Annotated in this window: 9 protein-coding genes; 4 read left to right on the plus strand and 5 right to left on the minus strand. The window is 69.9% G+C overall.

Translation table 11 applies throughout. From position 1 onward, the window contains the following. Nucleotides 1–174 precede the first annotated feature (174 nt). Together WME90_RS24160 and WME90_RS24165 are read right to left on the minus strand one after the other, a co-directional pair. Nucleotides 175–1,590 carry a phosphatase PAP2 family protein gene (locus WME90_RS24160; RefSeq protein WP_437283543.1) on the minus strand — a complete coding sequence of 472 codons (1,416 nt, stop codon included), beginning with the start codon at nt 1,588–1,590 and terminating at the stop codon, nt 175–177. A gap of 424 nt (nt 1,591–2,014) precedes the next feature. Beyond that, nucleotides 2,015–2,752: a helix-turn-helix transcriptional regulator gene (locus WME90_RS24165; RefSeq protein ID WP_437283544.1), complete on the minus strand. Its 738-nt coding sequence runs from the start codon at nt 2,750–2,752 to the stop codon at nt 2,015–2,017. Between the two features lie 103 nt (nt 2,753–2,855). On the opposite strand from WME90_RS24165, the gene WME90_RS24170 reads away from it, so the two are divergent. Next, entirely contained in the window at nt 2,856–3,968 is a 1,113-nt protein-coding gene (locus WME90_RS24170) for a DNA alkylation repair protein (protein ID WP_437283545.1), read from the plus strand. 235 nt (nt 3,969–4,203) lie between these two features. Continuing rightward, complete coding sequence (locus WME90_RS24175) at nt 4,204–4,869, plus strand: HD domain-containing protein (RefSeq protein WP_437283546.1); 666 nt, start codon at nt 4,204–4,206, stop codon at nt 4,867–4,869. Nucleotides 4,870–4,881: 12 nt separating this feature from the next. On the opposite strand, the gene WME90_RS24180 is transcribed toward WME90_RS24175, so the two are convergent. Further along, complete coding sequence (locus WME90_RS24180; protein ID WP_437274335.1) at nt 4,882–5,829, minus strand: diacylglycerol/polyprenol kinase family protein; 948 nt, start codon at nt 5,827–5,829, stop codon at nt 4,882–4,884. Nucleotides 5,830–6,444: 615 nt separating this feature from the next. Here WME90_RS24180 and WME90_RS24185 point away from each other — a divergent pair. After that, on the plus strand, nt 6,445–10,419 hold the full coding sequence (locus WME90_RS24185) for a M36 family metallopeptidase (protein WP_437274336.1): 3,975 nt from the start codon (nt 6,445–6,447) through the stop codon (nt 10,417–10,419). An 87-nt stretch (nt 10,420–10,506) separates the two neighbouring features. Beyond that, nucleotides 10,507–11,166, plus strand: a complete 660-nt coding sequence (locus WME90_RS24190; protein WP_437274337.1) for a carbonic anhydrase — start codon at nt 10,507–10,509, stop codon at nt 11,164–11,166. 288 nt (nt 11,167–11,454) lie between these two features. Here WME90_RS24190 and WME90_RS24195 read toward each other — a convergent pair whose 3' ends face one another. Together WME90_RS24195 and WME90_RS24200 are read right to left on the minus strand one after the other, a co-directional pair. Next, nucleotides 11,455–12,672: a cytochrome P450 gene (locus WME90_RS24195; RefSeq protein ID WP_437274338.1), complete on the minus strand. Its 1,218-nt coding sequence runs from the start codon at nt 12,670–12,672 to the stop codon at nt 11,455–11,457. A gap of 314 nt (nt 12,673–12,986) precedes the next feature. After that, complete coding sequence (locus WME90_RS24200; RefSeq protein ID WP_437274339.1) at nt 12,987–13,910, minus strand: hypothetical protein; 924 nt, start codon at nt 13,908–13,910, stop codon at nt 12,987–12,989. Between the last annotated feature and the right edge of the window lie 208 nt (nt 13,911–14,118).

Genomic DNA, 14,118 nt, shown 5'->3' on the forward strand with positions numbered 1-14,118 from the left:
CACGCGCAAGGAACGCTGGACTGAACTGAACGGAAGCAACGCCGACGTGATCGCCCCAGGCTCGTGCCGAAGTCCTGACGAGGCCCGCGAGCTCGCCGTGGCCACAGGTCCCCGAGAAGCCGCTACGCTCCGCCATGCGGCGACCCATCTCCTCCTGATGGCTCTGGCGGCTCCTCAATGGCGCCGCCGACGGATCGGCCGGAGGACCCTGTTGAAGACGGCGTTTCCGACGCGCGTGCCCTGACGGATCCCTTCCACTCCATCGAACCTCCAGTGGACGCCCAGGTAGATGCGGCTCAGCGCGTTCTCCCAAGTTGCCTCCTGGAAGCCGGAATAGCAGCGCGTGATCTCGGGGCGGACACAGCCCCGCTTATCCGTCGTTACCCCGTTGAACTCGTCGGACATGAAGCAGAAGGGGATGCTATCTGTGCCATAATAACGGGTGAGCACCTGGAACATGGCAGCCCCGAAGCTCGCGTGCCCGGAGGTGTACGCCGGGAAGTTGGGGGTCATGTGCGGCGGGCTCTCGTTGCTGCCGGGCGATCCGAGGGGTGTCCACCGCCCGTCAGCGATCGTGAGCGCGTTCCCATCCCTGTCGCCCTGACGAATGGCGACGATCGGCCGCCAGAAATCGTAATGGTATTTCGTCTCCCATGTGGCGATGGCGGCGTCGGCCAGCGCGATGTTGACCAGCGCGAAGTAGCGGGCGTTCTCGATCTCCGAGTTGCACTGCTGCTCCGCAATGACCCGAGCGATCTGGTTGTAGAGCCGCGGCGGATCCCCGATGCCCGGGGCACCGTCATACGACCAGAAGGTCCCGATGACGGTCTGCTCGGGCGTGCGCACCGTCGGGGTTTTCTTGCCATCGCCGCCCAGCAAAAAGACCTCGTAGAAGCTCACCGCATACTCCAGGCTCCACAGCGGCGGCGGCGGCCGAGAACGGAACTCGGCGCCGCTCCTGATGGCGAACGGCCGGACCCTCCCCCATTGGGGGGTCAAGTACCCCTGATCTGGATAGAGCGGATCGACGCGATGCCGGCCGGGGGCGTAGCTCGGAGTATAATGCATCGGGGCATCTGACCTGTCGTTCTCCCGCTCCGCGAGGATCTCGTCGGCCACGGCGGTGCCCAGCGCAACGCCGTCCTCCTTGGCGTCGCTCTCGGGGATCTCCGCCAGGTACTCCTCGAGCGTCTCTTCGAACAGGGCTGCCTGGCTCGGGAACAACGCCGTCAGCGTAAGTTGGGCTGCCGTGGCCACCGCCGCGTCGATCGATGCACCCGGCGCGTCGAGGCAGACGGAGTACGGCTTGTACTCCGGGACAATCGAGTTCACGGCGTCGAACATCGCCGCGTGGACGATCGCGAGAGCCCGTGAGAGGCGCGTCGGCCCGCGCTGATTCGGCGGCCCGAACGCGCCGGTGGTGTCTTCCGCAGCCGCGTCCAGAGCGACGGCGTTCCAATCGAGGACCGCGTCCCTGTCCGGCGGATCTCCCTCCCCCTCCGGCGCGTGCGCGGACGCGCGACTTCCGAGCAGAGAGACGGCCAGGGTAACGAAGGAGACGGATGCCCATCTCGCGACTGAACAGTTCATCAAAGCTCCTTTGATCGCGTCCTCGAGAATGACCACCACAGACGATTGGCCCCCTTGTTCATCAGCTGGACGGATGGCGCCCAAGGACGAGAGCCACGGGCAAACGACCTCGGCGAGCTCGAGACCGTATCTGTCCGAGCGGCGCCTGCTACCGCACGCAGGCGAGCACGGCCTCAGGGGGCGTGTGGGCCGTGCGCCATCGATCGCTGTTCTCTCCTCGGCGGGAGATGCATCTCCGCTGGCGCATTGAATCGAGCACGCGTCCCGTCTACCGGACGTCGTCCTTCGTTCTGTCCACTCGCCAAGATGTCGTGTGTTGTATCAAACCTAGGCTATCAGCCGGAGCCGCTGCGCGCAACCAGACGACATGGTGGGTCCCAGGCCCCCTCGAGGTCGATATGTGGTGGTCACAGCCAGACGACGTTCATGGACGGTCGCCGAGGAGCGGTCGCCACGCGCACTCCTTCGGCAAGAGCGACCAGATGACGTCCGCGTTGGGACGAAACCCGATCTCCCGCAGGACGCGGGGCGTCGAGATGCGATCCATCCTGAACATTCGTGGCTCGTTCTTCCCCGTGTCCAGGGCGAGCACGTACCAGACAGGGCTCTGGACCAGGAGACCGTGCGGCTCCACGCGTCGCCTCGACGTCTTCCCCTCGCGATCGTGGTAGTCGAACCCGAGGCCGACGCGGGAGGAGAACGACTCCTCGAAGAGCCTCACCAGCTCTGCGGGAGGCGCGCCGGCTCCGGCGCGCACAGGCCCGCTCGCCGGATCCCCCACGATGACCCGCCGGCACAGGGCGCGCAGCTCTCGCGCTCGTTCAGGAGGAAGGCTGCTGAGCAGCTTGGCCAGCGCGGAGCTGGCGCCGCTGCTCCACGGGAGATCGCTCGCGGCCTGCGAGAGGCGCGCGGAGAGCCAGAGCGTCACGATCTCGGCCACCGAGAGGTGCACCGCGGTGACGCCCCGGCCCGCGTCGAGCCGGATCCCCCCGCCGGGGCCGGCCTCGCCCTCGATGTTGACGCCGCGCTCCCTCAGCGTCGCGAGGTCCCTGCGCACGGTGCGGGCGCTGACCCCGAGCGTGGCGGCCAGCTCGCCGACGGTCGTCGCCCCCCGCGCGCGAAGCAGGTCGGAGAGCTCCATGACGCGGACGGCGCGCGACATATGGTGACAGAATCTGTCAGGGTCTCACGCTAGTCAACGCCCATGTCCAACCTAGCGAAGACCTGGCCGATCGGCCTCGGCGTCTTCTCACCGACGGATGCCCATGGGTGACAGGCTGAAAGACCTCTTCGACGAGCGGTGCGTCCGCGCGATCGCCCGCGATCTCCGCGCGGCGCAGCCTGGCCTCGACGAGCGAGGCTTCGCCCGCGACTGCCTGGCCGGCCTCTCCGACCTGGAGCTCACGGGCCGCGCCTCCCGCATCGCCGACGTCATGCACGAGCACCTGCCGCAGCCCTTTCCGGCAGCGGCGCGGGTGCTCGTCGCCTCCCTCGGGCCCGAGCTGGCCCGGAGCGACACGTTCGGCCTCGAGCCGCTCCAGTACATGCCGCACGTGTTCTACGTGGCGAAGCGCGGGCTCGATCACTTCGAGGACGCGATGACCGCGCAATACGAGCTGACGAAGCGGTTCTCTGCAGAGTTCAGCGTCCGCGCGTTCCTGATGAAATACCCCGACGCGACGCTCCGCCGGCTCCGCGCGTGGGCCGCCGACCCGAACGTCCACGTCAGGCGGCTGGTCTCCGAGGCGACGCGTCCACGGCTGCCGTGGGCCCCGCGGCTGCGCGCCTTCCAGCAGGACCCAAGCCCGGTCATCGCGTTGCTCGAGCTCCTGAAGGACGATCCCGAGCGGTACGTGCAGCGCTCCGTCGCCAACAACATCAATGACATCAGCAAGGATCACCCGACGATCGCGGCGGACCTGTGCCGGCGGTGGCTCGACGGCGCGCCGCCCGGGCGGCGATGGATCGTGAGCCACGCGCTGCGCTCGCTCGTCAAGAAGGGGGATCGCGGCGCGCTCGGCGCGCTCGGCTTCGGCGCGGCGCCGAGGGTCGAGATCGCTTCGGCGTCGCTGTCCCCGCGATCGGTGAAGATCGGCGGAGAGCTCCGCTTCTCGTTCGAGCTCACGTCGACGGCCCCGCGAGAGCAGGAGCTGCTCGTCGACTGCGCCGTGCACTTCGTGAAGGCGAACGGCTCGACGCGGCCGAAGGTCTTCAAGCTGCGGAAAGTCGTCCTGCCGCCGTCGGGTCGAGCCGAGATAGCGGGCAAGGTCTCCTTCGAGGAGATGACGACCCGCCGTCACTATCCCGGTCGCCACAGCATCGACGTGATGGTCAACGGGGTGGCGCACCCCCTCGGGCAATTCGATGTGTGCCGGTGAGAGATTTCAACGCAAAGTCGCAAAGTCGCAAAGTCGCAAAGTCGCATAAACAACAAACTCGTGCATTTTTGCGCCTTTGCGCTCCTGGCGTCTTTGCGTTAAACTCTCTCTCCGTTCGCGAGATAGTTCCCTGGCAGGATTCCTGAGCCGCGGTACTGGCTCGACAGCTCATCCATGCATCTGAGGGCTCACGCCCACGCCACAGCGCCCTTCACACCCCTGCGGGAGCTCGTCCATGAAGCACTGGGAAACGCTTTTTACGAAGAAGCTCAAAGAGACCGATCTCGGCGATGATCCGGCCCACGATCTGGCGCATTTCACGAGAGTGGTCGCCACGGCCAAGGCCCTCGCGGCGGATGAAGGGGCGAGGCTCGAGATCGTCGTCCCAGCGGCGTGGCTTCACGATCTCGTCAACGTCCCCAAGAACGACCCAAGGCGCTCCCAGGCGTCGCGGCTCTCCGCGGAGGAGGCGCTGCGCTTCCTCCGGGGCGTGGAGTACCCCGAGGCCTTCCTCCCGGACATCGCCCATGCCATCGAGAGCCACAGCTACAGCGCGGGGATCGCGCCGAGGACCGTCGAGGCCAGGGTGGTTCAGGACGCCGACCGCCTCGACGGCCTGGGGGCGATCGGGATCGCCCGCTGCTTCGCTGTGGGCGGCCTGCTCGGCGTGCGGTTCTACGATCCCGAGGATCCGTTCGCCGAGCGGAGGCCGTGGGACGACCGAGTGAACGCGATCGACCACTTCCACGTGAAGCTGTTCAAGACCGCCGAGAGCCTCACGACGGCCGCAGGGCGCCGCGAGGGCGCGCGACGGGCGGAGTTCATGAGACAGTACCTCGCTCGCCTCGCGCTGGAGATCGGCGGCGAGATGGCGCCTTCGGCGTCAACTGGCGTTGGCTGACGTCAACTGACGTCAACCCGCGCCGGCGACCGTCAGCGCGGCCGCGACGGCGACCGGGATGGTGAAGTTGTCGTCCATCCGCGAAGAGAACAGCTCGGTCGCCGCCCCGGCCAGGCCGGCGACGGCGGCCAGGAGGAGCCGCGAGGAGAGCGACGCCGGGCCGAGCGCCCACATCACGGCCAGGGCGCTCAGCGCGCCCGCCGCGAAGAAGGCGAGCGTGCCCTCCAGGGAGCGGCCGTCGCGCAGCCGCGTGCGGCCGAAGCGACGGCCGATGAGGGCCGCCGCCGGATCGGCCACCGCCAGCACCACCACGGCGAGCGACTGGCTCAGCCTCGTCCCGAACAGCGCCAGCAGGAAGAGCGCCGTCACGTACCAGGTCGACGAGTTCACCCGGTAGCGCTCGTGCGGGTGCGCCACGAGCCGGAAGACCCGCATCAGCCGATCGTTGACCCGCTCGCTGACCCGACGGGCGATCTCCATCGACCACGCCGCCGCCGCGAACGCCCCGCTCACCGCCACGAGCCAGCCGCGCTGGGGCAGGAGCTGGACCAGCCCGAGCACGAGGAGCCCAGTGCCCACGTGCCACAGGCTGCGCGCGTGGTTCGTCGGCCTGACGCTCGGCGGCGCGGCGACCACGCCGCGCAGCGTCAGCAGCAGCGACTCGTAGGCAGGCTGCACCTCCCGCTGGAATGCGATCCACGCCGCCTTGGGCGAAGGTGTACCTGTCGGGGTCGCCCGCTCGACCGCCGCGAGCAGCGCGCGAAGGCGCTCGCGGAGCCGCTCGAGCCTGCCTCCGGCATCGTCGCGCTCGGCCGCCACGACGAGCTCTCGGAGCCGCGACGCCACCCGCTCGACCCGGGCGCGGACCTCGGGCTCGTCGTGGAAGACGAAGACCGCTGGATCGACCTGACGCAACAGCGCGCAGAGCTCTTCGGAGACGAGCTTGGTCTCGATGTGCAAAGCGTGAATCACGTTGGGTTTTGCGAAGATAATCGCCGGGGGTCGCGCGCCATGTCAGCGCTTCGTCATACCGGCACCCCGCGCGTGGGCTGGATCGCGGAGCTCGCTCCGCATGAGCCCGCACCTCACGACGCGCTGCATGACCCCGCGCCGCGCCAAGTGATGCTGCATCAGCCCGTGCTGCACGACGCGCCGCATGACCCCGCGCCGCGCCAGGACGCTTCGTCCGACCAGACCGTGGAGGAGATCGCGGGCGCGACAGCCGCCCTCCTGCCCAGCTCGCGGCGACCGAGGCATACGCCGAGCTCGGCTCGCCCCGCGAAGGGGCATGACACTGCAATTCATGGATTCGTGCAATGTGCCAACAAGGGTTCTCTCTCTATTCCATTCCCGTCTCGGCTCCTCCTGACTCGCGCTCTGAGGAGCGCCGGGACGAAATCGCATGAGAGGCGCCTTACGACCCCGGACAGAGCGAGAGCCGTCGCGCTTTCCCTGGGCGCAGGCTGCGGCTAGGGTGCATTGCGTCGCGGATTCGACGGGTGGGCGCGGGGCGCCCGGGGAGGCAGCGCGCGGCCGGTCACGCGTCGTCCCCTCGCGGTCGGAGAATCGAGGAACATGAAGGTCTCAGTTCGGTACACGGCGCTATCGCTCGCGCTGCTCACAGGCCCCCTCGCCCACGCGCGGGAGCGCCCGAACTACGACGCATATTTCAAGGCCCCACCCGCGCCGCCCGCCCGCGCGGCGCGCGTCGACGAGGGTGCGTCGGCGACGCGCGCGGTCGTCGCGTCGACCGATCCGCAGCGCGGGGTGCCCACCTTCGTGTGGGCGACGTCCCCGGACCACCGCCCGCCGGCCGCGACCCACGCGACGCCCGAGGCCGCGGCCCGATGGTACGTGCAGCGGTACGCGCGCCTCTACGGGCTCCCGCAGGCGGCGCTCGATACGGCCGTGGTGCGGCACGTCCACGACACCGGGCGCGGCGGCATCGTCGTGACGCTGGGCCAGGACGTCGACGGCGTCCCGGTCTTCCGGAGCGAGATCAAGGTGCTCATGAAGCGCGACCTCGCGCTCGTCGCCATCGCGGGCAACCTGCACGCGTCGGCCGTGCCGCTGCCGCCCGGCGCCGCCTCGCCGCAGGCCGGCTCGCTCCGCGGCCGCGCGTTCTCCGGCTCGCCGGCGCAGGCGGTCGTCCGCGCCGTGCGCGACGCGCACCGCGTCGAGCTGAAGACGGCCGACCTCCGCGAGCTCGGCGAGGCGAAGGGCGGATATCGGCTCTTCGATCTCGCGGACACCGAGCACGCGCGCCAGGGCGCCGGGGGCCTGCGCTTCACGCAGCCGGCGCGGGTCAGGAAGGTGCTCTTTCCGCTGCCCGACCGGATCGTCGCCGGCTACTTCGTCGAGCTCGTCTCGGGCGACGCCGGCGGCACGAGCTCCGCGGCGTATGCCTGGGTGTTCGGGGCCAGCGACGGGCAGCTCCTCTACCGGGAGAACCTCTCCCATTCCGCGTTCGATTACCGGGTCTGGGCGGAGGCAGGGGGCGATCACAGGCCGCTCGACGGCCCCGTCACGGATCTCTCGCCGCACCCGACCGGGCGGCCCGACGGCCACGTCCCTCGGTTCATCGCGCCGAGCCTCATCTCCATCGATGGCTTCAACACGAACCCCGACGGCGGGGCCGATCCGTGGCTGCCGGCCGACGCGACCTCGACCCGCGGCAACAACGTCGACGCCTACGCGGACCACAACGCGCCCGACGGGTTCTCCAGCGGCGATACGCGCGCGGCGCTCTCGGGGCCACGCTCGTTCGACCACACCTATGACCCGCTCGCCGAGCCGCTCGCCTCACCCGGGCAGATCATGGCGGCCGTCACCCAGGTCTTCTACGTCACGAACTGGCTCCATGACTGGTACTACGACTCCGGCTTCACCGAGGCCGCCGGCAACGCGCAGGGCGACAACCTCGGTCGAGGCGGCCTCGACGGCGATCCGCTGCTCGCGGAGGCGCAGGACGACGCGCCCGGCGGCAGCCGCGACAACGCGAACATGGACGCGACGTACGACGGCGCGTCGCCCCGGATGCAGATGTACCTGTGGTCCGGGCCCGATGTGCGCTCGCTGAGCGTCACGCCGCAGAACGCGAGCTACGCGTCGAACACCGCGCTGTTCGGGCCCCAGCGCTACGAGATCAGCGGCGAGCTCGCCCTCGGCCTGGACGACGCCGAGCCCCGCGGCGACGCGTGCGGGCCGATCAGGAGCGACGTGGCCGGCAAGATCGCCCTCGTCGACCGGGGCGGGTGCACCTTCGGCGAGAAGGCGGCGAGCGCCCAGGCGGCGGGCGCCATCGGCGTGCTCATCGCCAACAACCGCGAGAGCGACGGGGCCCCGCGGCTTTTCGGCGAGGCCCCCGAGGTGATGACCCCCGCGCAGAGCGTCTCGCAGGAGGACGGCAGCGCGCTCAAGGCGGCGCTCGCCGCCGCGGACGCGCCGCTCACGGTCACCATGACCCGCGAGCCCAGCGTCGAGCGCGACGGCACCATCGACAACACCATCGTGGCGCACGAGTGGGGCCATTACATCCACCTCCGTCAGGTCGCGTGCGGCACGAAGATGTGCGGCGCGCAGAGCGAGGGATGGGGGGATTTCATCGCCCTGCACATGGCGCTGCGCGAGGGGGACGACCTCGACGGCGCTTTCCCGCTCTCGAGCTACGGGAGCGCGGCGCTCGGCGACAGCTACTTCGGCATCCGCCGCGCCCCTTACTCCGTCGATTTCAGCAAGAACGGGCTGACGTTCAAGCACATCTCCGAGGGCGCCCGCCTCCCCGACCACCCCATCAACGGCGGGCTCTCCGACAACTCCGAGGAGCACAACGCGGGAGAGGTCTGGGCGAGCATGCTGTTCGAGGCCTACGTCGGGCTGATCCGGCACGGCGGCGGCCTGACCCCGCCGCGCGCGTTCGAGCAGACCCGGCGGCGGATGAGCGATTACGTGGTGGCCGGCATGAAGCTCGCGCCGGCGAGCCCGACGTACACCGAGCAGCGCGACGCGCTCCTCGCCGCCGCGCTCGCCAGCGATCAGGGCGACTTCCTCGCGCTGGCGGAGGCGTTCGCCCGGCGCGGCGCCGGCACGTGCGCCGTGTCCCCGCGCGCCGACTCGCACGATTTCTCGGGCGTCGTCGAGAGCTTCCGCGTCCAGCCCGAGATCTCGCTGGTCCGCGCGGAGCTCGACGACAGCGCCGGCTCCTGCGACCGCGACGGGCTGCTCGACGCGGAGGAGTCCGGCACGATCGCGATCGAGATCGTCAATCGCGGCACGGCGCCCCTGACCGGGACGGTGGCGTCCATCGAGGTGCCTTCCGCCGGGGTGACGTTCCCGGACGGGGCGCGCGCGTCGTTCGGCGACATCGCGCCGTTCGCGACCGGGACCGCGACCGTGGCGGTGAAGCTCGACCGGACCGTGGCGCCCGCCGAGGATCTCAAGCTCAGCCTGACGCTGAAGAGCGCCGAGGCGTGCACGCCGACGCGGGTGGAGACCCTTGTGCGCCGGGTGAACTACGACGAGGTGCCGGGGTCCTCGTCGGTCGACGACGTGGAGACGCAGAGCACGACCTGGACCGTCGAGGGGCCCTCCGGCGAGCTCGTCTGGTCGCGCGCCGAGGGGACGGCGCCGAACCGCGTGTGGCGCGGCGTCAACCTCGGGAGCCTGTCCGACACGGCGCTCGTCTCGCCGCCCCTGGAGGTCAGCGACACCGAGCGCTTCGTGCTGACGTTCGCGCACCGGCACCAGTTCGAGACGAGCGACGAGACGTTCTGGGATGGCGCGGTGGTCGAGCTCAGCGCCGACGGCGGCGAGACGTGGCAGGACATCGGGCGGCGCGCCGAGCCGGGCTACAACGGGAGGATCACCGCCGAGTCGGGCAACCCGCTGGGCAGGCGGACGGCGTTCGTCGGCCAGAGCCCCTCGTGGCCCGAGGCCGACCACGTCGCGATCGACCTGGGGACGGCGTTCGCCGGGAAGACGGTGCGGGTGCGGTTCCGCGTGGGCACCGACGCGGCCGCGGGCGACACGGGCTGGGAGCTCGACGACCTCGGGTTCGCTGGCCTGAAGAACAAGCCGTTCGCGACGCTGGTCGAGGACTCCGCCTCCTGCCAGGGCGGGCCCGTGGCGGACGCCGGGGCGGACCAGGCGGTCGCGATCGGCGAGCTCGTGACGCTCGACGCCTCGGGGAGCTCCGACCCCGAGGAGGACGAGCTGACGTTCTCCTGGGTGCAGACCGCGGGGCCGGCGGTCGAGCTGACCGGCGAGGGCGCGCGGGCGATCTTCGTCGCGCCCGAGGTCGCCGCGGCGACGACGCTGGCGTTCGAGGTGAAGGTCAGCGACGGGATCCTGGAGGCGACCGACAAGGTCAGCGTGGTGGTCGATCCGGCGAAGGAGCCGCCGGCGCCCGACGAGGCGTGCGGGTGCGCGACCCCGGGGAGCTCGCCGCGCGGGCGCGGGCGCGGGCTGCTGAGCGCGCTCGGGGCCGCCGCGGCGCTCGCGGCGCTCGCGACGCGGCGGCGGCGCGGCGGAGGCGGCGGCGCGGCAGCGTGAGCCGTGAACCGTGAGCCTGAATACACGCGTGACGGAATATTCACCCATTGACGCCCGCGGCCAGGTCCCCCACCGTGGCCGGTCAGCATGGGATACAGCAACGCTCCGCCCGCCCTCCCCAACGTGCCGGCCGATCAGGCGCTGGAGCGCCTGATCGAGGGCAACCGGCGCTTCGTCGACAACATCCGCGGCGAGCACGTCGTGATGGGACCGCGGGCTCGGGCCGCGCTCGTGGAGGGGCAGCAGCCCTTCGCCATCATCCTCAGCTGCTCGGACTCGCGGGCGCCGGCGGAGCTCATCTTCGACCAGGGGCTCGGGGATCTGTTCGTCATCCGCGTCGCCGGCAACGTCGTGGCGCCCTCGCTCGTGGGCAGCGTGGAGTTCGCCGCCGCCGCCTTCGGGACCCGCCTCGCCGTGGTGATGGGCCACTCCCGTTGCGGCGCCATCGACGCCACGCTGAGCGAGCTGCTCAACGAGGACCATGGCGGCCCCCTCACCGACAACATCCGCGATATCGTCGAGCGCTGCCGCTCCCCCGTCGAGACCGTGGTGAGCGCCGCAGGCCGCGACGCCGACAGGAGCTTCCTTATGCGCGAGGCGGTGCGCGCCAACGTGCGCAACTCGTGCGATCACCTCCGGCACGGCAGCCGGCTGCTCGAGCGGCTGTGCGCCGAGGAAGGCATGCTGATCGTGGGCGCGGAGTACGCCCTGGAGACCGGCAAGGTGACGTTCCTCTCGCACGCGTGACGCGCGCGAGCCGAGCTTTTTCGGCGAGTCGACTCGGTGCTAGAACACCGTTCACATTAGAGTTGGGGGGAAATCAACAGAAGAGAAGAACAACCGCAAGGGCGCGAGGACGCAAGGAAGACAGGAAACTATCTCATCTCCCATCTGTCATCTCTCACCTCTTGCGCCCCTTGCGCCCTTGCGGTTGTTCTCTTTCCCGTATTCCCTTGCCCTTGGAGCTTGCTCCCCGGCGGATCGCTAGGTTTTGCGACCCATTGAATTTAGTCGACCTTCAACCCGTTTGGCGTCCTAGGCCCTCTGGCGCAGCACGAGCGGGAGCGACTCGAATCCGAGTGGCATCATCGCTCGCGTCTGTCGCAGAGGAGGCGCCTGCCCGGGCGCGATCGCCGCGTAGCGGTCGAGGATCTCGTTCAGGGCGATCCGCGCCTCCGCCCGCGCGAGCGACGCGCCGATGCAGAAATGGATCCCCTGCCCGAACGCCAGGTGCTCGGCGGGAGGCCGATCGATCCGGAACACGTCCGGCTCCTCGAAGACGGCCGGATCCCGGTTCGCCGCGCCGAACATGACGTCGACGAGGTGCCCAGCCGGGATCACGACGCCGCTCACGTCCACCGGCCGCGTCGTGAGCCGCAGGAGGCGCTGCACCGGGCTCGAGTGGCGCAGCGTCTCCTCGATGATGGGCTCCACCAGGCTCCGGTCCTGCTGGGCGCGCCGGTAGAGCTCGGGCCGCTCGGACAGGATGTGCAGCATGTTGCCGATGAGGTTCGTCGTCGTGTCGTTCCCGGCCACGAGCAGGCCGACGCAGAAGCCGACCGCCTCGGGTGTATCGAGGCGCGCGCCGTCGATCTCGGCCTCGACGAGCGCCGAGATGAGGTCGCCTGACGGCGCGCGCCGTCGCGCCGCGAGCTCCTCCCCGAAGAAAGCGATCATCGCCTTGCCGCGGCTCGCGCGCTCCTCGGCCGGTATGCCGCTGTACGACACCACGGACTCGGACCAGCTCCGAAATTGCGCGTAGCGCTCCGCCGGGATGCCGAGCAGGGTGGCGATCACCATCATCGGAAGGGGGATCGCGTAGGTGCTCATGAGCTCTGAAGGCCCGTCGCCCGTCGCGTCGAGCAGCGAGGCGGCGAGACGGCCAATCCACGGCTCGAGCTCTGCGATGCGCCGGGGCGTGAACGCCCGGCTGACGAGCCGGCGGAGGTGGGTATGGCGAGGTGGGTCGTCGTGCAGCAGCGTAATCCGCGGCAAGACACGGATCTTGTCCGTGACGCTCGACGAGAACGTCTGTGGATCGCGCAGCGCGGCGAGCACCTCCCCGTGGCGCAGGAGCGCGTAGGAACGGATTGGCTCGTCGAGCCCCGCGGCGCCGCCCGCGGGCACGCGCGCATAGAGCACCGGCGATCGATCCCGCAGCGCGCCGTAGGCGGGGTATGGATCGGCGATCACCGAGGGAGCGGAGAGGTCGACGTGCTCGGGCGAGGGGCTCGGGGCGATCTCGGTTTCCATGTCAAGCTCACAGCGGCGCAGCCGCTCCACTCGGCAGGACATCCAAGCGGTCCGTGGAAGTCAAGTTCTTTCCCCCAGACGGGGCCACTGCATAAGTGCTCCCGTAGACATCCGGATGGCGAGCGCTGATCACGCGATCACGCGAGCGCTCGATCACTCAATCAATCGTTCGCTCGGTTATGGGGGATTACACGGGCGATGACAGGACACTGAGCCTCCCTGCCTCGTGGCGCTTCCGGGCCGAACGGATTGGGCAGCATCCTGCACGCCGGCCACCCCGGCACATCGGGGATAGCGCCGGGAACGGGAGGCGCTCAGGAGAGCGCCTTCGCCATCGCGGCGATGCGCTCGGCGCCGGCGGGGCTGAGCTCGCCGAGCGCGCGGACGAAATTCGGGTGGCTCATTCCCGAGCCGAGGAACGTCCAGCGGTAGGAGCGCTGCTGCACCTCGAAAATCTCAGCCTTCTCGGCCTCGGCGAGGGTGCGGCCGGCGGCGCGCTCCAGGGCGTCGATGTCGAGCTTGGCCTGCGCGGCGAGGCCGCCGTCGAGCATCGTGCCGATGGATACGTAGTCGTCGAAGGCCTGGGTGATGCCCTCGGGCCCGGCCTCGCGGGCGAGCTTGGCGACGAGCAGCGTGTCGAGCTTGGCGTGCTGGGCCTCCTCCATCCAGTGGTGGCGGAGCAGGCTCGAGAACTGCGGGTCGAGTCCCTCGGCGTCACCCTCCTTGACGCTGTCGAGGTAGTGGCGCTGCGTCATCCACTCGAGGTGCAAAGTCACCATGGCGACGCCGAGCGCGCCGTGTTTCAAGATCGCCGCCGCGACGTCCTTCGCGGGGCCGATGGCGCCGCACTCGACACCGAACCCGCGCGCGAACTCCGCCGAGAACCGGCGGAAGAGGTGGATGTGCTTCGCCTCCTCGTCGGCGAACGTGACGAGCGCGCGCACCTCGACCGCGTCCGGGCCGTGGACCGCGGCGCGCGCCTGCTCGAGCACGAACGGCAGGATGAACTCCTCGACGAAGCCGAAGAGGTAAAGATAGCTATTTCCGCGAATCTGGTTGAGAAGGAGCTTCTCTCGCGCGCTCAGACAGCGGATCGGCGCCGTGCCCGCGAGCGAGTCGGGCAGGAAGGGCTTCGAGAAGTCGAGCTGCTTGTCACCGCCGATGATGTCCTCGACGCGCCAGGTGATCTTGTGTGAATCCGCCAGGGTCGCCTCGTAGGTGTAGCCGTGGGTGAGCATGATCCTCCCTTTCCTCGCCGAGCCGCTCGACGTCGCGCGATGCGAGGCAGAATGAGAGCACACGAGCGCTCGGCGCGCGTCAAGGCGCGCGCCCGCGCGTCGGCGTCAAGGCGTGCGCGCCCCCACTTCCGTCAACCGCAGTCCGTGCCCTCGGCGCGCTCGCAGGAGGCCAGAACGGAGACCAACACGGTTACCAACGCCGAAACCG

The organism is Sorangium sp. So ce375 (assembly GCF_051473855.1).
Lineage (GTDB): Bacteria > Myxococcota_A > Polyangia > Polyangiales > Polyangiaceae > Sorangium.